Source organism: Capnocytophaga sp. oral taxon 863 str. F0517 (assembly GCF_000466425.1).
In the GTDB taxonomy this organism is placed as follows: Bacteria; Bacteroidota; Bacteroidia; order Flavobacteriales; family Flavobacteriaceae; genus Capnocytophaga.
This window is the reverse complement of record NZ_KE992087.1, coordinates 15009-33436: the sequence shown is the minus strand read 5'-3', so window position 1 is coordinate 33436 and position 18428 is coordinate 15009. Positions and strand designations below refer to the sequence as shown.

At 44.5% G+C, this 18428-nt stretch carries 18 protein-coding genes and 1 tRNA gene; 11 read left to right on the top strand and 8 right to left on the bottom strand.

What is annotated here, in order from left to right; genetic code table 11:
- The first annotated feature begins 81 nt into the window (after positions 1 to 81).
- Positions 82 to 369 carry a DUF493 family protein gene (locus HMPREF1551_RS01165; protein WP_021627157.1) on the top strand — a complete coding sequence of 96 codons (288 nt, stop codon included), beginning with the start codon at positions 82 to 84 and terminating at the stop codon, positions 367 to 369.
- A 34-nt stretch (positions 370 to 403) separates the two neighbouring features.
- Positions 404 to 1162, top strand: coding sequence for an SH3 domain-containing protein (locus tag HMPREF1551_RS01160; protein ID WP_021627156.1), 759 nt, complete (start codon positions 404 to 406; stop codon positions 1160 to 1162).
- A gap of 70 nt (positions 1163 to 1232) precedes the next feature.
- Here HMPREF1551_RS01160 and lpdA read toward each other — a convergent pair whose 3' ends face one another.
- A complete protein-coding gene (lpdA, locus tag HMPREF1551_RS01155; RefSeq protein WP_021627155.1) occupies positions 1233 to 2630 on the bottom strand; it encodes a dihydrolipoyl dehydrogenase in 1398 nt (465 codons plus the stop codon).
- A 340-nt stretch (positions 2631 to 2970) separates the two neighbouring features.
- Here lpdA and HMPREF1551_RS01150 point away from each other — a divergent pair, with 340 nt between their 5' ends.
- Genes HMPREF1551_RS01150 through HMPREF1551_RS01130 form a run of 5 tightly spaced genes read left to right on the top strand, consistent with a single transcriptional unit; the run spans position 2971 to position 8811 of the window.
- Positions 2971 to 4341, top strand: coding sequence for an AAA family ATPase (locus tag HMPREF1551_RS01150; protein ID WP_021627153.1), 1371 nt, complete (start codon positions 2971 to 2973; stop codon positions 4339 to 4341).
- On the top strand, positions 4316 to 4957 hold the full coding sequence (locus HMPREF1551_RS01145) for an RloB family protein (RefSeq protein WP_021627152.1): 642 nt from the start codon (positions 4316 to 4318) through the stop codon (positions 4955 to 4957). Before HMPREF1551_RS01150 ends, HMPREF1551_RS01145 begins: the two co-directional genes overlap by 26 nt.
- A complete protein-coding gene (locus tag HMPREF1551_RS01140; protein WP_021627151.1) occupies positions 4954 to 5943 on the top strand; it encodes a hypothetical protein in 990 nt (329 codons plus the stop codon). Before HMPREF1551_RS01145 ends, HMPREF1551_RS01140 begins: the two co-directional genes overlap by 4 nt.
- A complete protein-coding gene (locus HMPREF1551_RS01135) occupies positions 5912 to 8134 on the top strand; it encodes a hypothetical protein (protein WP_021627150.1) in 2223 nt (740 codons plus the stop codon). The genes HMPREF1551_RS01140 and HMPREF1551_RS01135 overlap by 32 nt, the downstream gene beginning before the upstream one ends.
- The gene (locus tag HMPREF1551_RS01130; protein WP_021627149.1) at positions 8134 to 8811 is read left to right on the top strand and encodes an SIR2 family NAD-dependent protein deacylase; all 678 of its coding nucleotides are present in this window, start codon (positions 8134 to 8136) and stop codon (positions 8809 to 8811) included. The genes HMPREF1551_RS01135 and HMPREF1551_RS01130 overlap by 1 nt, the downstream gene beginning before the upstream one ends.
- On the opposite strand, the gene hemE is transcribed toward HMPREF1551_RS01130, so the two are convergent.
- Both hemE and HMPREF1551_RS01120 read right to left on the bottom strand, forming a co-directional pair.
- The gene (gene hemE / locus HMPREF1551_RS01125; protein ID WP_021627148.1) at positions 8801 to 9826 is read right to left on the bottom strand and encodes a uroporphyrinogen decarboxylase; all 1026 of its coding nucleotides are present in this window, start codon (positions 9824 to 9826) and stop codon (positions 8801 to 8803) included. The genes HMPREF1551_RS01130 and hemE overlap by 11 nt on opposite strands.
- 17 nt (positions 9827 to 9843) lie before the next feature.
- Positions 9844 to 10503, bottom strand: a complete 660-nt coding sequence (locus HMPREF1551_RS01120) for a uroporphyrinogen-III synthase (RefSeq protein ID WP_021627147.1) — start codon at positions 10501 to 10503, stop codon at positions 9844 to 9846.
- A gap of 155 nt (positions 10504 to 10658) precedes the next feature.
- Here HMPREF1551_RS01120 and HMPREF1551_RS01115 point away from each other — a divergent pair, with 155 nt between their 5' ends.
- The 3 genes from HMPREF1551_RS01115 (at position 10659) to HMPREF1551_RS01105 (ending at position 13296) form a co-directional block, all read left to right on the top strand.
- A complete protein-coding gene (locus tag HMPREF1551_RS01115) occupies positions 10659 to 11297 on the top strand; it encodes a C40 family peptidase (RefSeq protein WP_034544048.1) in 639 nt (212 codons plus the stop codon).
- 71 nt (positions 11298 to 11368) lie between these two features.
- Entirely contained in the window at positions 11369 to 12640 is a 1272-nt protein-coding gene (gene serS / locus HMPREF1551_RS01110) for a serine--tRNA ligase (RefSeq protein WP_021627145.1), read from the top strand.
- Between the two features lie 68 nt (positions 12641 to 12708).
- On the top strand, positions 12709 to 13296 hold the full coding sequence (locus HMPREF1551_RS01105) for a Uma2 family endonuclease (protein ID WP_021627144.1): 588 nt from the start codon (positions 12709 to 12711) through the stop codon (positions 13294 to 13296).
- A gap of 56 nt (positions 13297 to 13352) precedes the next feature.
- Here the strand turns inward: HMPREF1551_RS01105 and gpmA are convergent, their stop codons facing one another.
- The 4 genes from gpmA to ychF all read right to left on the bottom strand — a co-directional run bounded on the left by gpmA (position 13353) and on the right by ychF (position 17705).
- The gene (gene gpmA / locus HMPREF1551_RS01100) at positions 13353 to 14099 is read right to left on the bottom strand and encodes a 2,3-diphosphoglycerate-dependent phosphoglycerate mutase (protein WP_021627143.1); all 747 of its coding nucleotides are present in this window, start codon (positions 14097 to 14099) and stop codon (positions 13353 to 13355) included.
- Positions 14100 to 14171: 72 nt separating this feature from the next.
- Positions 14172 to 15458, bottom strand: a complete 1287-nt coding sequence (locus tag HMPREF1551_RS01095) for a (Fe-S)-binding protein (RefSeq protein ID WP_081695728.1) — start codon at positions 15456 to 15458, stop codon at positions 14172 to 14174.
- Between the two features lie 66 nt (positions 15459 to 15524).
- Entirely contained in the window at positions 15525 to 16490 is a 966-nt protein-coding gene (locus tag HMPREF1551_RS01090; protein WP_021627141.1) for an MlaD family protein, read from the bottom strand.
- Between the two features lie 123 nt (positions 16491 to 16613).
- Positions 16614 to 17705 (bottom strand): redox-regulated ATPase YchF, encoded by a 1092-nt coding sequence (ychF, locus tag HMPREF1551_RS01085; protein WP_021627140.1) that lies wholly within the window; start codon positions 17703 to 17705, stop codon positions 16614 to 16616.
- A gap of 196 nt (positions 17706 to 17901) precedes the next feature.
- Here ychF and HMPREF1551_RS01080 point away from each other — a divergent pair.
- Positions 17902 to 17977 (top strand) — tRNA-His (locus HMPREF1551_RS01080).
- A 158-nt stretch (positions 17978 to 18135) separates the two neighbouring features.
- Here HMPREF1551_RS01080 and HMPREF1551_RS14465 read toward each other — a convergent pair.
- The gene (locus tag HMPREF1551_RS14465; RefSeq protein WP_410492496.1) at positions 18136 to 18372 is read right to left on the bottom strand and encodes an AlwI family type II restriction endonuclease; all 237 of its coding nucleotides are present in this window, start codon (positions 18370 to 18372) and stop codon (positions 18136 to 18138) included.
- Between the last annotated feature and the right edge of the window lie 56 nt (positions 18373 to 18428).

Sequence of the window (18428 nt, the reverse complement as noted above, 5' to 3'; positions counted from 1 at the left end):
AGTGACAAATTGGGTGTGAGATGCTTTTGGCATACTTTTTGCGGCGGAGAAAACTAATCACTAACAACTAATACCTAAAAAATGACCAATCAAGAAGTAGAAGAATTTTACGCAAAGCTAAAATCAGAATTAGAAAAGACTACCGTATTCCCTGCTGAATACCTATATAAGTTCATCCTTCCCACTGGAGAAGAGAAAAAAGCAGCTATAAAGGCTATTTTTGCTCATACGGATGCTACCATAGAGGAAAAACCATCCGCTACAGGCAAATATACAGCTTATTCCATACGCCTTAAAGTACAAGACCCTGACCAGGTTATCGCCTACTATAAGGAAGCTGGAAAGATAGAAGGAATCATCTCTCTATAACCCCCTATCCCTATCACCTAAACCCTAACCCCTAATGAAATACCTCTTATCTCTATTAGCTATTGCCTTTTACCTTTTACCTGCCAGCGCTCAGCTTTCTAATGGGGAACTGTTCGCCCAAGCGGGAAGTGCCTATAACAGAGGAGACTACCAAGAAGCGGTGGACAACTACCAGCGAATTTTAGCCAAGGGGAAGGCCTCCGCGAGCCTCTATTACAACTTAGCCAATGCTTACTATAAGCAAGAAGAGGTGGCTCCTAGTATCTATTATTATGAAAAAGCCTTGCAACTGGCTCCAGAAGATAAGGCAATACAGACCAATTTGCGCTATGCCCAACAAATGGCCTTGGACGAGATTGTCCCCTTGCCTAAGATATGGTCACAGCGTGTGGTAGCAGCTCTAAGCCGCTGGAACTCGCCCAATGGATGGGGCGGTTGGGCTATAGGCAGTATGTGCTTATTTGTAGGGTGTTTCTTTGGGTATTATTTTCTTCAGCAGATACGCTATAAGCGGCTCTTCTTCACCCTGATGATCGTCGCGCTGTTTGTCTCCGTAGCGAGCTTCTTCTTGGGGAAAACCGTTAGCAAATACACTGAGGCCAATCATTACGCCATCCTTTTTGACAAGGAAGTACGCCTCTATGAGCAGCCTAATACCTATAGTAAGGAAGTCTTTGCCCTTCATGAAGGTACCAAAGTAGAGATCTTAGACCAAGTCCAAGAATGGTACAAACTTAAAGTCGCCGACGGGCGCATCGGCTGGGCGAAGAAACATAGCGCCAAAAAACTTTAGAAGTGAATAATGAAAAGTGAAGAGTGAAAAACTGTTATTCACTCTTCACTTTTCACTCTTCACTCTTCACTTACATGTGTATCGCTCTCTTAGCAGTAGCATCGAGGCAGGCTTCTTTCACGGCTTCGCTGTAAGTAGGGTGAGCATGGCAGATACGGGCGATGTCCTCTGCACTGGCGCGGTACTCCATAGCCACTACCGATTGGGCGATAAGGTCGGATGCACGTGCTCCGAGAATATGTACCCCAAGGATCTCATCTGTAGTAGCATCGGCCAAGACCTTTACAAAGCCATCGGTCTCAAGGCTCGCACGGGCACGACCCAAGGCACGCATGGGAAACTGACCTACCTTGTAGGGGCGGCCTTCCGCTTGTAGCTGTTGCTCGGTCTTACCTACAGCTGCCACTTCAGGGGTGGTATAGACAGCCCCTGGGATGAGGTCATAATTCACATGAGGCTTCTCTCCGGCCAAAAGTTCCGCTACATAGACCCCTTCTTCTTCAGCTTTGTGAGCCAACATAGCCCCGCGGATCACATCTCCTATGGCATAGATATGAGCGGCGGAGGTCTGTAGGTGGTCGTTCACCTCTATTTGACCGCGTTGGTTGAGCTGTACCCCAGCCTTGTCGAGGCCTAAGCCTTCTGTATAGGGACGGCGGCCGGTAGCCACTAAGCAGTAGTCACCTTCGAGAACAATCTCTCCCTTAGGCCCATCGGCTTTTACAGTAACGGTATCCCCAGTGCGGGTTACCTCTTTTACTTTGCTGTCGGTATAGAACTCAAAGCCTTGTTTTTTAAGCACTTTGCTAAGTTCCTTACCAATGGCGGCATCCATAGTAGGGAGGATGCTCGCAGCGTATTCCACTACGGATACTTGAGCACCCAAGCGGAGGTATACTTGGCCAAGCTCCAAGCCAATCACGCCCCCACCTATCACAATTAGGTGCTTGGGCACCTCCTTCAGGCTCAAGGCCTCGGTGGAGGTAATCACACGTTCTTTGTCAATTGAGATGAAAGGCAAAGCCGATGGCTTAGATCCTGTGGCAATGATAAAGTGGGTAGCAGAAAGTGTTTCGCTCTCGGCTCCCTGTACCTGTAGCTCGGTGGGAGAGACGAACGAAGCCTTTCCGTGGAATACATCCACATTGTTCTTTTTCATCAGAAAGTTGATTCCCTGAGTGTTTTGGTCTACCACGGCTTGTTTGCGGGCTACCATCTTAGGAAAATCTACGGTAATCTCTCCCGCAATATCGATTCCATGTATAGGAGCATGCTTGTGCGCATCGTCCAACAAGTGTGTGGAGTCCAAGAGCGCCTTGGAGGGAATACAGCCTACATTCAGGCAAGTGCCCCCTAAGGTACTGTATTTCTCTACAATAGCCGTTTTCTTTCCTAATTGAGCGCAACGAATAGCAGCCACATAGCCTCCTGGGCCAGCTCCTATGACAATCACATCATAATTCTTCATTATAGTAAATTTTAATTTTGTATTACTTGCAGTGAGCTACAAAGGTAGTGATTTTTTTTGAAAACACCAAATTATAGTCAATTAGAAATGGTCTGTGAAAAATTAGTATTAGGGAGGGTAGGGGTGGAAGGCCATTTGTTTTTATACCAAAGCAAATGAATAGGATTTGAACATTGAAGCGGCATAAAAATAGACTTGAAAAATTAACCATTGATAATTAACCATTAAAAAAAGTAGGTATCTCATTTTTTTTCATTACCTTTGTGTCATGGAAATTATGCTATTGTCCGGTAAGGTCATTTTTAGAGGCTAAAATATAGCTAAGAACAGACAAAAGAATATGCTTATACGATTTCAGGTAAAAAACTTATATTCATTCGGAGCGGAAACAGAGTTCAACCTCCTAACGAATCATTCTGAACAGTTGTCACATCATAAAAAGCACTACAAAGGAATTGATATCCTTCGCCTAAGCGCTATTTATGGAGCCAATGCCTCTGGAAAATCTAATTTTGTAAGGGCTATTGCGCTGTTACAAAGGACAATAAGAGAGGGAAAGATAATGGGTAAGGTCAATACTTACAAATTTAGGTTGAACAAAGACACATTACAGGAACCTATCTCATTGGCTATAGAATTTCTATCAGATGGAAAAATATATTACTATACCCTTACCTTTGATCATAAAAAAATTCTTAATGAGACACTGCTTGAGAGTTTTAAGGAAAGAGATCGTATTATATTTGAGCGAAGTCTAATAGGTGAAAAACAAGAAATTCCTTTTATCGAAAGGGAGGTAAAAGATGAGAAAGAGCGATTATTTTTAGAAATACTCTCGGATAAGCTCCTTGGTAAGGAAGAGCTATTACTTACCTTTCTTTCTCAGAAATACCCTAATGAATATCCAGATATTGATAGGGTATATAATTGGTTTTCAAGAAACCTTGTGGTTCTTTCTCCCACTTTTCAGGTAAATGGGATGGTGCATTCCTTTGATGCAAATAGTCATATGCGCCACTTTATCAATACATTTATACCGAATCTTAGTGCTGGTATCGAAAGAATCTATATAGAAAAAGAGAAGATAGAGAATACCTTCCCTAATCTTAGTGAAGAAAACAAAAAGGAACTAATCGATAGAATAAGAAAAGAAGGAGATGGGATAATTACACTCTACGATGATCTTACTAATGAAGAAGTAGGTATCGTCTTAGATGAAAACGAGCAACTTTATACCAAGCGACTATTTACAGAGCATTTAGGCAAGGGAGGTTATAGAGAGCATTTCCCCTTGAGATTAGAATCCGATGGCACCAAGCGATTGTTAGAATACGCTCCTATGATCAGTGACGTGATCAATCATGAGACAGTGTATGTGGTAGATGAAATAGAACGTAGCATTCATCCTATGATGATAAAAGAGCTGATAAAAAAAATATCATGGGATACTACAGCTCGGGGGCAACTTATTTTCACCACCCATGAATCATGTCTGTTAGATCAGCAAATATTGCGTACCGATGAGATTTGGTTTACACAAAAGGACAAAGCAGGCGTCTCTCATATGTATTCGCTAAGTGATTTTAATATCAGTAATACAGCTAATATCGAAGATGGTTATCTCAATGGACGTTATGGAGGTATTCCCTTTTTATCAAATCTAAAAGAACTCAATTGGCATACGGATGAAAACATATCTAACGAGAAATAAAATATACCAGCGACAGCCCCCCAATCGAGATGCTAAAAAGGTTTATATCTTTTGTGAAGGAGATAGAGAAGTAAGCTATTTTAATTATTTTACGGGTATATCTTCGAATATTGATATTATTCCTATTGGGAGCGAAGAAGGTAAGTCCGACCCTGTAAAGCTCAAAGATCAGGCCATTGTATATTTTCAGAAAACTTCCTTGAATGCTGATTATCATGATGAAGTGTGGTTTGTTATTGATACGGATCGCTGGAATGAAAAGGAAAAAATAGCACAATTGAAGAACTTTTGCTTAGAGAATAAAACAGACCAGAATAGTTGGGAAGTAAGTCAAAGCAACCCCTCTTTTGAAGTTTGGTTATATTACCATTTTATGGAGGAGAAACCTAAAGTGCAAGAGGTGAAGTCATACTCCAGCTTCAAAGAATACTTAAATCATAAGATAAAAGGGGGCTTTGATACTCGCAAGGCACCTATACATATCAAAACAGCGATAGATCATAGTCTGAAACATTTTGAGAAAGATGATAAGGGACAACCTATCTTATATACAACGGAAGTACATTATTTAGCACAAAGTATTTATCCTTTTTTCAAAGAAATGATGTCCCTATGAGAAAGGTTTTATATCTCTTTTTCCCTCTCTTTTGGGCTTGCCAGCAAAAACAGGCGCCCGCCCAGTTGAGTGTGTATTATTGGAAGACTTTCTTTCGCTTGGAGGCACCAGCGCAGCAGTTCCTTCAGGACTATCATATCCAAAGACTCTATGTGCGCTACTGTGATATCATCCTTAGGGAGGGAGAGGCCGTCCCCGATGCTCCCGTGGAGATGGATACCACCCACCTTAAGGGAAAGGAGATTGTCCCGGTGATCTATATTAAAAATGAGGTGTTCCTCAATAGGGAGGTCTCTGTAGAGCAGCTCTCGGAAAGACTGAGCCAATATATCGCACAGATCAATCGCACTTACAAGCTCTCCGTCTCAGAGGTACAGCTGGATTGTGATTGGTCGCTCAAGAGTCGGGAACCTTATTTTGAGTTTGTCCAGCGCTTCAAGGCGGAAAACCCTTATCGTCTCTCGGCTACCATTCGCCTCCATCAGGTCAAGTACCACCATACCACGGGGATTCCCCCTGTGGAGGAGGGAGTGCTGATGTACTATAACATGGGCAAGATTACCGCCACTGGGGCTAACGCTATCTATGATCGTGCCACTGCCCAAAAGTACCTCTCTGCCCTAAGGGACTATCCCTTGCCGCTGCGGGTAGCCCTTCCGGTTTTCTGCTGGGGTGTACACTCTGTAGCTGGTGAGGTAACCCATTTGGTATCAGGGATGTCCTCCGCCCAGGCCGATACCCTAAGGCAGCTTAGCCGCATAGGTGAGAGCAATTGTTACTTAGTCACCCAGGCGGTTCCTTACCAAGGACAACTATGGCAGAAAGGAGATATTATCAAAATAGAGGAGATAACCCCCTCTGACCTCCAAACCATGAAGGCTGATTTGTTCAAATATATGAAACAACCTCCTAAAGAAATAATCTTATACGACCTAAATACTCATATTTATACTTATGAAAAAGACTTTTTTAAAAAACTGCGCTAAGTTATGCTTCTTTCTTGTCTCTGTCTATGGCGCTTATGCCTGTATAGATGGATTTCTGGGCTATGATTACAACTCTGTATTTGCTCCAGAGGTGACCGTTACCCAAAAATCCTATACGCCCCTTTTCTTCGATAAGGATTTTCTCTTCTATGGCAATACTTACATCGGGGAAGAGGCAAAGGATTTTTCCCAGTCAGATGTCAAAAGCTGGTCGGAATACTTAGGAAAAGCCCTTACCAAGCAGCAAATCGAACATTTCTTATATAAGGAAAAGGACTTAGCAGCGATTCAGAACTATAGCACGACCAACAAGCGAGTGAAGAATTTCTTTGCCTTGCTCTCTATAGCTCGTTCCAATGAGGAGGCTACCAATGCTTCCTACAATCCTTGGGACTATGACAGTCGCAAGGTAATGCGTACCCAAGAGGCTTCTATCGAAAAGGCTCAGATACTCTACCAGCAGGCACTTGAGCAGCAAGATGCCTTTTTTGCTCATAGGATGTGGTACCAAGTGATGCGCCTGAAATTCTATTCCAATAATCGCAGTGCGGTCATTGATTTCTTTCAGCAAACCCAAGCCGCTCAGCCCCGAACCGAGCTTTACTATCGAGGCGTACACTATGTGGCGGGGGCTTACATAGCCCAAAAGGAATACGCCAAGAGTGCGCCTTTGTTGGCACAGGTTTTTAACAAGATACCTGCTTTGCGACAGATGACTACCTATGAGTATCGTCCCTTACCTGCTGAGCAGATAGCCTCGCTCTACCAAGGCCTCTCCACCGAGGAGCAATGTGCCTTATGGGCGATGCAGGGGTATTATGCAGGGGAAAAAGAAGCTATAGAAAAGATCCTCGCTCTTGATAGCGCCTCTCCTTATGTAGATTTTCTGCTTTCTCGCTATATCAATCGCTTGGAAGCTAAGATAAATATATATGGTACCTATGGGGAGACTATAAAATCCTACAATGGCTATCACCTATATGCCAAGAGAGTGGCAACGAAGGATTTACCTACCACTTGGATTATGGAGATTACCTCCCACCAAAAGGTCTCCAACCCTTACCTTTGGAACTTGGCAGCGGGCTATGTGGCGATGTTTCAAAACGAATTTGACCAAGCGCGTTCTTTTTTGAGTAAGGCGGATAAATTGGCATACGACTCTGCCAAAAAGACACAAGTAAGGCTTTTGGGTATCCTCTGTGGGGTCTCCGCCTTGGATCAGATTACGCCACAGGCCGAAACCAAGCTCCTTGCGGACTTACAATGGTTATGGGACTACCAAGCACCCAAAGGACAGGAGGCCATACGCGTGGCCTATGTGCCTGTCTTTGTAGGCAAATACCTCTCTATGCTCTATCTCAAGCAGGACAATCCCCTGATGGCCGAGCTGACCTATAGTGAAAAAGGGTTCTACAAAAACAAAGCACAATCCATCGCTATGGAACAGTTTTTGCTCAAGCAGGATAAGACCCCTTGGGAGGCTTTTTGGACTAAGAAATATGCCTATAACCTCAACGATATCTACGAAAGCCGTGCCATCTATGCCTTCTATGAGGATAATATATCAAAGGCTATCGACCAATTCAAAAAAATGAATACAACCGAGCCCAAGTACCTTCCCTCCAATCCTTTCAATGGGAAAATAAAGGACTGTGCCGATTGCGAACATGCCTTGCCTCAAAAGGTGAAATATACCAAACTTTCTTTCTTGGAAAAGGTAAAGGAAATGGAGGATAAGATCAATAGAAAAGAGGATGTTTATAACAATGCCTTACTGGTGGGCAATGCTTTCTACAATGCGTCTTATTTCGGAAGTACACGCTTTTTCTATGAAAATAAAATTGTAGATGAATATGGTTATCGTATCACAGCCAAGCATTGGGATATCCTTCTTAGTATGAAGCAAGCTAAAAAGTATTACCTCCTGGCTCGGGAACATGCCGAGACCGATGAGCAAAAGGCTAAAATTACTTATATGCTGGCCAAGGTAGAGCGCAATGAATATTACAATCTCGTTGATTTCTGTTTGCAAGATCAGGACAGATACCAAAAAGAAACTGTCGGTGAGGGGCTTCAGTATCGCTGGGATGCTTTCGAGGAGCTAAGTCGCTATGCCCATACCAAGTACTACCAAGAGGTCTTAGCCGAATGTGGCTATTTTAAAAGATATGTATCAGAATCGAATCAATAATGAAAAAATTAGTTGTACTCACCGGAGCAGGGATTAGTGCTGAGAGTGGCATCAGTACATTCCGCGATTCAGGGGGGCTATGGGAGGGACACGATGTCAATGAAGTAGCTACCCCTGAGGGCTTTGCGGCCAATCCTGCCTTGGTGTTGGATTTCTATAACCAGCGCCGTCGCCAACTCCTTGAGGTACAGCCCAATGAGGCACATCGCCTTTTGGTACACCTCGAGAAGCGCTTTCAGGTGGTCATCATTACCCAAAATGTGGATGACCTACACGAGCGTGCGGGTAGCCACAATGTGATACACCTCCATGGTGAACTCCTCAAAAGTCGTGGAGTGGATAACCCTCAGGTTACCTACCCTTGTACAGGAGATATAAAGGTAGGAGACAAGAGTCCTACTGGTGCCCAGCTGCGACCCCATATCGTATGGTTCGGGGAGGAAGTTCCTATGCTGGATCAGGCTATTGAGGAGGTCTATACCGCCGATGTGCTGATGATTATCGGCACCTCCCTTCAGGTGTATCCCGCTGCTGGACTGATGAATTACAGAAAGGAAGGGACTCCGGTCTTCTATATAGACCCGAATCCCTCCCTACATAGTCGTGGCGACCTTACTGTAATCGCTCAAAAGGCCTCCACCGGAGTGGCCAAAGCCATTGAACTGATTATTCCTTAAACTGCTTGACAGCCTCCACAAAGGCTTGGGCATTCGCCACCGGTACATTCGGTAAAATGCCATGTCCTAAGTTGGCTATATAGTGGGTTCTGCCAAAGGCACGTATCATCTGCTGGGTTTTTTCGCGAATGACTTCAGGGGAGGAAAGCAGCCAGGCAGGATCTAAGTTCCCTTGAAGTACTTTCTTCCCTCCGGTGAGCTTTCGTGCTACCGCTGGGCTACAACTCCAGTCAACCCCCAAGGCAGCGGCTTTGCTTTGGCTCATGGCCTCCAAGGCATACCAACAGCCCTTGGCAAAGACAATCACTGGAACTTCAGCAGAAAGCGCCTCTACAATCTGCTTGGTATAACGCCAAGAGTAGCGCTCATAGTCTTCCGGGGAGAGTACTCCGCCCCAGCTATCGAAGAGCTGTAGGGCATCCACTCCTGCTTTTACTTTTTCTTTGAGGTAGAGGATGGTAGTATCGGTGATTTTCTGTAGCAAAGTATCCGCCCATTCAGGATGGGAGAAGGCAAAGGACTTGGCGATATCAAAATTCTTAGAGCCCTTTCCCTCTACGGCATAACAGAAGATAGTCCAAGGGGCACCGGCAAAGCCAATGAGTGGCACCCTATCGGCCAAGCGTTCCTTGGTAAGGCGGATTCCTTCCATCACATAACCTAAGGCTTCGGTGACATCGGGGAGGTATACGCGATCGATATCGGCTTGGTTACGAATAGGATGGGGTAAGAAGGGGCCTACCTGCTCCTTCATCTCAATCTCTATCCCCATGGCTTGGGGGACTACCAGTATATCACTGAAGAGAATGGCGGCATCTACCCCCACTATATTAACCGGTTGGGTGGTAATCTCCGCTACCAGCTCCGGGGTACGGCAACGGGTGAAGAAATCATATTGGTCTCTTAGGGCTCGAAACTCAGGGAGGTAACGCCCAGCCTGGCGCATCATCCATACTGCTGGACGTTCCGTCGCCTCTCCCTTGAGAATTCTTAAGAAAAGATCATTTTTTATCATGTTTCGGTGAAGTTTTATCAATTGTCAAATAGGCTTATACAGCATTCCAGTACTCCCTCTATCGTAGGGCGAGGCGCTATATAGCCTTGGCTACCCTTGGGCAAAGCGGCATAAGTGGTCTCTCCTATACAGATGAGCTTCTCCCGGCCTATCTCATTATCCTTCAGATAGCTCTCTATAGCAGAAGGACTGAAGAATAGCAGTGCATCGTAGGGAGACTCCAATCGCTTGGGGGTGAGTGCCGTATGATAGACGATGTATTCCTGTAGCGATATATGATGGGCTCTTAGCGTATTGGGTAGCGTGTTCATCCGTTGCGCTCCACAGAAGAATACAAAAGACGCCTCCGAATAGTGTTCCACTAAGAAAGGGGCTAAGTCTTTGGCATAATCAAAGGAGGCCAACACCTCCCAACCCATTTGTTCCAAGAGTTGTCGGGTCTTTTCTCCTACGCAGAAAGCTCGCTTATGTGGTAGTTGCGCATAATAAGGGTTTTGAGCTAAGGAAAGTAAGGTATTTTGGCTACTGAACAGAAAATAGTCGGCCTGGGGGATCGCCCCTATAGGAGCCACCGGTAGAATCTCAATAAAGTCTTCCATCTCCAAGGAAAAACCTGCGGAAGTAAAGGCTTGCCTTTGAGTGGGAGAAAGCTGCTTGGTGGAGAAGAGACGTATCATTTTTTTGGTGCAAAAATAATAAATTTTTATCACTTGGAGGGACGGTTTCTCGCTTGTTTAACATTTGTCCGACTCATCAAGATATTTTTATCAACAATGGATAAAAAATAGAACATCATATCAATTTATTCCGTAACTTTGCAAAAATGTATGTTATGAAAAAAATCATTCCTATCCTCTCTTTCTCATTTCTAACAGGATTCTCCTGCTTACAGGCACAGAATCGCCCTGCCCGTGAATTGGTAGACAATCCTTCCTATATGGAAAGTGCCAATGATATGCTTATCGCTGCTACTGATTTCGGAGATATAGCTCGCTATGAGAGAGAAGTGATAGACGAATCCAATATGCCTCTGAGCCGAAAGGCAGAACTACTGATCAAGCCTGATATGGCGGCCTTAGGAGCCGATGAACGCATTATCACCCTGATAGATTCGGCTTATTCCTACATCGGAACCCCCTATAAGTGGGCGGGTACTTCCCGAAGTGGAATGGACTGTTCGGGCTTTGTAAGCACTGCATTTAGTGCTATCAATGTTCCCCTAAGCCGCTCCTCTTTGGAGATGTCTACCCAAGGGCGGGACATCCCCTTAAGCCAAGCCGAAGTAGGAGACTTGCTCTTTTTCAAAACTAACCGCAAGCGCAATCGCATTAGCCATGTGGGCATCGTGGTTGGAGTAGGTGACGAAGTGAAGTTTATCCATGCCTCAGTATCTCAAGGAATTACTGTATCAACCCTTTCAGAGAATTATTGGCAAAAAGCCTATGCTAAAACCAGTAGAGTACTTAAATAGTGACTAATGACATGTGACTAACAACTAATGGCGAGTGACTAACAACTAATAACTAACAACTAATTACTATTATGTTACAAATCAGTTACATTCGAGACAATAAAGATCTCGTAATCAAAGGATTAAAGAAGCGAAACTTTAAAGAATTAGACTTGGTGGATAGGGCAATTGCCTTGGATGAGAATCGTCGCCAAACACAAACTCAATTGGACAATACCCTCTCTGAGAGCAACAGGCTCTCCAAAGAGATTGGGGCGCTTATGAAAGAAGGGAAAAGACAAGAAGCCGAAGCGGCTAAAGCCCAAACTGCCGATCTCAAAGAGCAAATCAAACAATATACAGCAGCCCTTGACCAAACCGTACAAGAGCTTAATGAAATCCTCTATCGGATCCCTAATATCCCCAATGAAATCGTCCCTGAAGGTACCTCCGCAGAGGATAACCTCAATGTGTTCCAAGCAGGCGAAATCCCGCAACTCTTCGAAGGAGCACTTCCTCACTGGGAATTGGCCAAAAAGTATGATATTATCGACTTTGAATTGGGGGTCAAACTCACCGGAGCAGGCTTCCCTGTTTACAAAGGAAAAGGAGCCAAATTGCAACGTGCTCTCATTACCTACTTCTTGGACAAGAATACCCAGGCTGGTTATCAGGAGTTTCAAGTACCCCACATGGTCAATCAGGACTCTGGCTATGGTACCGGTCAGCTTCCTGACAAGGAAGGACAGATGTATCATGTACAGTTGGATAACCTCTATCTCATCCCTACGGCCGAGGTGCCGGTGACTAATATCTTTCGTGATGTGATTCTCTCTGAAAGTGAGTTGCCGATCTGCTGTACAGGCTATACCCCTTGTTTCCGCCGTGAAGCTGGTAGCTACGGAGCGCATGTAAGAGGCCTTAACCGCTTGCATCAGTTCGACAAAGTTGAAATCGTCCGTATAGAACACCCCAGTCGCTCCTATCAGGCACTTGACCAAATGGTGGAGCATGTCAAAGGAATCATGAACGAACTAAAGCTCCCTTATCGTATTCTACGCCTCTGTGGGGGGGATATGGGCTTTACCTCAGCGCTTACTTACGACTTTGAGGTATATTCTACCGCTCAAGAAAAATGGCTCGAAATCAGTTCTGTGTCCAACTTTGAGACTTTTCAGGCCAACCGACTCAAGCTCCGCTTCCGCAATAGCGAAGGGAAAACACAGCTTGCTCATACCCTCAACGGTAGCTCCCTTGCCTTGCCCCGTGTCTTAGCCGGTATCTTGGAAAATTACCAAACTCCAGAAGGTATCGTGATTCCGGAGGTATTGCGCAAATACACAGGCTTTGATATCATTGATTAATTATGAGTTTTGAGTTTTAAGTAGAAAGTAGCTTAAAACTCAAAACTACCAACTCAAAACTACCAAGAATGGTCATCACTCATCTCAGTCAGTTAGACCCCCAAGGTATCTATACCTATGCGGATTACCTACTTTGGCAGCTCAAGGAACGTGTAGAGTTGCTCAGAGGGCGTATCTTTTCTATGTCTCCGGCTCCCTCTCGTAGGCATCAGGAGGTCATTGGTGACTTGCACTGGCGGTTGGTTAATTTCTTTAAACAATGTACAGATAAGTGCGAATGCAGGGTCTATCTCTCTCCCTTTGATGTCCGTTTACCCCAAAAAGGAAAGGCTGACAACCAAATAGATACAGTTGTACAGCCCGACTTATGTGTTATCTGTGATCCGAGCAAACTCGATGAACGCGGCGCTATAGGAGCTCCCGACTTGGTAATAGAAGTACTTTCCGCTCATAATTCAAAAAGAGATCTCAAGGACAAATACCGAATATACGAAGAAGCTGGCGTACCTGAATATTGGATCGTATATCCTCAGGAACCCTCCATCTCAGTATATGTTTTAGAACAAGGACACTATATAGGTCTTCCCCCTGTCGCCCAAGGAGAACCCATCCGGTCTGTTCGCTTTCCTGATATGAATATAAATTTTGAGTTTTGAGTTTTTAATTTTGAGTTTACTACAACTCAGCACTAAGCACTCAAAACTCAAAATTTTTATTTGCTTTTTCCTTGATTGGCAACACTATTGATAGCAGCAGCAATGGCCTCTTGGTCACCTAAGTAGTAGTGTTTGATAGGTTTTAGCTCCGCATCCAATTCATATACCAAAGGTACTCCGGTTGGAATATTCAGCTTTAGGATTTCTTCCTCTGAAAGGCTATCGAGATACTGTACTAAGGAGCGCAAGCTGTTGCCATGGGCGGCGATAATTACGCTTTTTCCTTCTTTGATAGCAGGGGCTATGTCGCTGAACCATAGGGGGAGCATACGATCGTAGCAGTCCTTGAGGCTTTCTCCGGCGGTTTTCTCTTCCTTGGTAAGGGCATTGTAACGGCGGTCATGAGAGGGGTGGCGCTCATCGCTTTCTTCCAATAGGGGAGGCTGTACATCATACGAACGTCTCCATAGGAGTACTTGATCTTCGCCATACTTAGCGGCTGTTTCGGCCTTGTTAAGCCCTTGTAGCGCTCCGTAGCTCTTTTCATTCAGGCGCCAGCTTTTGTAGGTAGGTACCCATAGCTCGCCCATCACTTCCAAGGCATTATTCAGGGTTTTGATAGCTCTCTTGAGCACGGATGTATAGGCTACATCGAAGCGAAATCCCTCTTCCTTGAGTACTCGGCCGGCCTCACGAGCCTCCTGTACTCCTTGCTCGGTAAGATCTACATCCTGCCAACCTGTGAATAGGTTGAGTTTGTTCCATTCACTTTGTCCATGACGTAATAATACTACTTTATACATATTACAGCAGATTAATAGGTTATTAATAAGGTTATATAGAGTGACAAAGTTACGAATAAAAAAACAAATTTCCTATTCTTTCCATACTTTTTCTCTTTCAGAGGGGTGATAGCCCCAGGGAGAGGAGGTATTTTCTATCTGGGTCATCATCTTGTTTAGGGAAGTAGGAGCTGCGGATTGTTCCATGACGATATAGCGGCGCATATCCATAATGATAGATAGGGGGTTGATTTCCATAGGACAGGCCTCCACGCAGGCAGCACAAGTAGTACAAGCCCATAGCTCTTCGGGGGTGATATAGTCGCCCAAAAGTTGCTTGTTATCAGGCTGGAAGACACCTTTATGTTTTCGTATATTTTCGCCCACCTCTTGCGTTCTTCGGCGGGTATCCATCATGATTTTACGGGGGGAGAGTAGCTTTCCGGTTTGGTTGGCCGGACACTCATCGGTACAGCGGCCGCATTCGGTACAGCTATAGGCGGCAAGCAGTTGGGTACGACTCAGGTGCATGATATCAGAGGCACCAAAGGTGGGAGTAGGCTCTTCCGCTCCATTGTCCTCTATGGTGCCGAGCATGAGTTGGACTTCTCGGGTGACTGAAGGGAGGTTGTTTAGCTCCCCTTTGGGCTTTACCGGTGCATAATAGGTATAAGGGAAAGCCAAGAGGATATGTAGGTGCTTGGAGTAGTAGAGGTAATTGAGGAAGGCAAAAATCCCGATGATGTGCCCCCACCAGGCAGTACGTTCTATCGCAATAAGTACAGGAGTCGAGAAAGAGGCAAACAGAGGACTGATCCACTGGCTTACAGGGAAGGCACCTACCTTGGCATAAGGAGCTACTTCTCTGATTTGTAAGAGGTAATCGCAGGCGTTCATTACCAAGAAAAGGCTCATCATCACCATCTCCGCATAGAGGATGATATTGGCATCACGCTGCGCACTGCCTTGTAGTTCCTTTTTGTGGAAGCGTGAAATCTTTAGTACATTCCTACGGATATAGAAGGTCACTACCCCCACTAAGACTAAAAGCGCCAAGCACTCAAAAGCACCAATAAGAAAGTTGTAAAAACCACCCATAAAGCCAAATGCACGGTGAGTGGAGAAAATCCCATCGATAAGGATTTCCAATACCTCTATATTGATAATGATAAAGCCCACATATACAAATAAGTGTAGCAGTCCTGCCACAGGGCGTACGCCCATTTTTCCTTGCCCTAAGGCTAAGCGAAGCATACGTATAAGTCGTTCCCGCTTATGGTCAGAGGTATCCACCACTGTCCCTAAGCGAATATTATGGCGCAGCCGACGCATATTGCGCACAAAAAGAGCAATGCCTGCTATGACTAATAATATAAACAAGAAAGTCAGTTTTTAGTTGTCAGTGATTCGTTTTTAGCGATTAGTGGTTAGCCTAACCACTAATCACTAATTTCTCTCTGAGATTGGGGTCTCTACCTTTTTAGGAGTTTCGTACGCTTGGTTATTCTTCCCAAACACTGAGATATGAACATAGCGCTTAGGGTTGAGGCGAAGGTCTTCCATCAGTAGGCCGAGTTCGGAAGTGGCTGTTTGTAGGTTGTTGTATAGCTTAGGATCGGTAAGGAGTTTGCTTACGGTACCACCTCCTTTTTCGACTTGTGCCAAAAGACCATTGACTTTGCTAAGGGTACCTTCCATTTGCTCCATGAGGCGACCTATCTGTAACTTAGAAAGGGAATCGCTTAGCTGTACAAAGTTTCCTGAGACGGTCTGCATATTAGCCAAAGACTTCTGTAGAGGGGCACTGGAGGCACTTAAGAGATTGTTGAGATTGGCTGAAGCCTTGGTCATCTGTTGTAGGGTAAGATTCAGGTTGGCCAAGCTCTCTTTGATATCTTGTTGAGTTTTGGCATCCAGGGTGTTAGAGACATTTCCTATAAGAGAGTCAGCAGCGGTAAGCGCCTTATTAAGGTTGCCAATGGTAGGTTCTATATTGGCACCTATGGCATCCATCAGGCTGGTTTGGATATGGGAAGTCAAGGTGTCTCCTGCTTGCGCAAGAGCAGCCCCATCCATAGCCGGAAGTAGCTGTAGGCTTGTATTTCCAACCAAGCTACTATAGATCTCGGCCACTGTATTCTTGGAGAAGGTAAAGTCCTTCTTGATAGAAAAGGTAACTACCACTTGGGCAGTCTTAGGGTCTATCACAACCGATTTCACAGTTCCAATCCCCACCCCATTGGCCGTTACATTCGTTCCTGATTGCAAGCCAGCTGAATGGGAAAAAATAGCATAGTAATCCTTGTTAGAACTGAACAAGGAAGAAGACTTGATATAGCTTATGCCAAATATAAAGCATGCTAATCCTATGAGAATGATAATGGCTGTCTTAGCCTCTTTAGATAATTTCACGGTGTTATGAATAAAAGTTCGGGGCAAAAGTACAAAATTAATGATTAATGACAAATGATTAATGATAAATAGTTTTAGTGATGGGGTGGATTAGTCACTAATCGTTAGTCATTAGTCACTAAGCTATACATTGAATCTAAAGTGCATGATATCACCGTCTTTGACGATATATTCCTTGCCTTCTACACGCATTTTGCCGGCTTCCTTGACCTTGCTTTCGCTGCCATAGGAGATAAAGTCCTCATAGGCAATCACTTCGGCACGGATAAAACCACGTTCGAAATCGGAGTGTATCACCCCTGCCGCCTGAGGTGCGGTGGCTCCCACAGGAATTGTCCAAGCACGTACTTCCTTGACTCCAGCAGTAAAATAGGTCTGTAGGCTTAGGAGCTTATAGGCAGCACGGATCAGTACTGAAGCCCCAGGTTCGCTCAGTCCCATGTCTTGCAGGAACATCTGTCGCTCTTCGTAAGTTTCCAATTCAGCTATATCGGCCTCAGTGGCCACTGCAAGGACGATGACTTGGGCGTTTTCGTCTTTGACTGCTTCCCTGACCTGCTCCACATATTTGTTTCCATTAGCCGCAGCGGCCTCATCTACATTGCAGACATAGAGAATGGGCTTGGCTGTAAGTAGCTGATAGCTTTGGCTGAGTTCGGCCTCCTCTTCAGAGAGCGCAACAGCACGTGCAGAAATCCCCTGAAGAAGCGCTTCCTTATAGCGACCTAAGAGCGCCAATTCCTTTTGAGCAACCTTATCGCCTGCCTTGGCGGCACGGGTTACCTTCTCGAGGCGTTTCTCTACAGTCTCCAAGTCCTTGAGTTGTAGTTCTATATCTATGGTTTCTTTGTCTCGAATAGGGTTTACAGAGCCATCCACATGGACGATATTGTCATTGTCGAAGCAGCGCAACACATGGATAATAGCGTGGCATTCACGTATATTACCTAAGAATTGGTTCCCGAGGCCTTCTCCCTTGCTGGCACCTTTGACAAGACCTGCAATATCCACAATCTCCACTGTAGCGGGCTGTACACGCTCCGGATTGACGAGCGCTTCGAGCTTCTCAAGGCGCACATCAGGAACATTGACCACCCCCAAGTTGGGTTCTATGGTACAAAAAGGGAAGTTGGCACTTTGTGCCTTAGCGTTTGACAAACAATTAAATAGTGTTGATTTTCCCACATTGGGGAGCCCTACGATACCTGCTTTCATTATCTTATGAAGTTTTAGAGGGGCAAAGATACAACAATAATGACAAATGAGCAATTTTTTAGGGGACATGAATTGCGAATCGTGATAAATGATTAAAAATCAATTTGTTGCAAATCAAACTATGGAAAATATATTTTTTCTTGAAAAAAGTTTTTTTAATTAGAAAAAAAGTCTTACCTTTGCACCCGAAATAGATGGTGGTTTTAGCTCAGTTGGTTAGAGCGTCGGATTGTGGTTCCGAAGGTCGTGGGTTCGAGCCCCATACTCCACCCAAAACTCCTGACAAATAGCTGTTTGTCAGGAGTTTTTTGTATTCTAATAGAAAATATTAGGACTTTAAGATGATAAATCCCCTGAAGTTCGGAGGATTTACTATATTATCTCTTATGTATGACCCTATAATTACTTTTGTATCTAAAAGTGTTTTGGTTTACAATTTCTTTAAATCGTTCCGTGAATTTTGGATCTGAAGCGTTTTTAAATTCTTTGTTTCTTGATCTACTATGACATGATTAAAATCTGTTAAATGATTGGAATATAGTTCTCTTGCGACGAAAAGATCCATACTGTTGGCATTCACTTCCAGCATATGTCTAGCTAAGTGTCGGGGTACAGGTTCTGCTTCCATTTTTCGTTGATTGTCATTATCACTAAGAGTAGCTTCTATGAGGTAATCCTTATTATTGAGACTAAGAATGACCTATAGGAGCTTTGGTCGGTAAT

Coding starts and splice junctions, on each gene's coding strand:
- HMPREF1551_RS01120 (WP_021627147.1), bottom strand. CDS start 10,503: ATGATACGTCTCTTCTCCACCAAGCAGCTTTCTCCCACTCAAAGGCAA.
- gpmA (WP_021627143.1), bottom strand. CDS start 14,099: ATGTATAAAGTAGTATTATTACGTCATGGACAAAGTGAATGGAACAAA.
- hemE (WP_021627148.1), bottom strand. CDS start 9,826: ATGATAAAAAATGATCTTTTCTTAAGAATTCTCAAGGGAGAGGCGACG.
- lpdA (WP_021627155.1), bottom strand. CDS start 2,630: ATGAAGAATTATGATGTGATTGTCATAGGAGCTGGCCCAGGAGGCTAT.
- HMPREF1551_RS01145 (WP_021627152.1), top strand. CDS start 4,316: ATGAAAACATATCTAACGAGAAATAAAATATACCAGCGACAGCCCCCC.
- HMPREF1551_RS01130 (WP_021627149.1), top strand. CDS start 8,134: ATGAAAAAATTAGTTGTACTCACCGGAGCAGGGATTAGTGCTGAGAGT.
- HMPREF1551_RS01115 (WP_034544048.1), top strand. CDS start 10,659: ATGAAAAAAATCATTCCTATCCTCTCTTTCTCATTTCTAACAGGATTC.
- HMPREF1551_RS01140 (WP_021627151.1), top strand. CDS start 4,954: ATGAGAAAGGTTTTATATCTCTTTTTCCCTCTCTTTTGGGCTTGCCAG.
- HMPREF1551_RS01150 (WP_021627153.1), top strand. CDS start 2,971: ATGCTTATACGATTTCAGGTAAAAAACTTATATTCATTCGGAGCGGAA.
- HMPREF1551_RS01160 (WP_021627156.1), top strand. CDS start 404: ATGAAATACCTCTTATCTCTATTAGCTATTGCCTTTTACCTTTTACCT.
- serS (WP_021627145.1), top strand. CDS start 11,369: ATGTTACAAATCAGTTACATTCGAGACAATAAAGATCTCGTAATCAAA.
- ychF (WP_021627140.1), bottom strand. CDS start 17,705: ATGAAAGCAGGTATCGTAGGGCTCCCCAATGTGGGAAAATCAACACTA.
- HMPREF1551_RS01105 (WP_021627144.1), top strand. CDS start 12,709: ATGGTCATCACTCATCTCAGTCAGTTAGACCCCCAAGGTATCTATACC.
- HMPREF1551_RS01135 (WP_021627150.1), top strand. CDS start 5,912: ATGAAAAAGACTTTTTTAAAAAACTGCGCTAAGTTATGCTTCTTTCTT.
- HMPREF1551_RS01165 (WP_021627157.1), top strand. CDS start 82: ATGACCAATCAAGAAGTAGAAGAATTTTACGCAAAGCTAAAATCAGAA.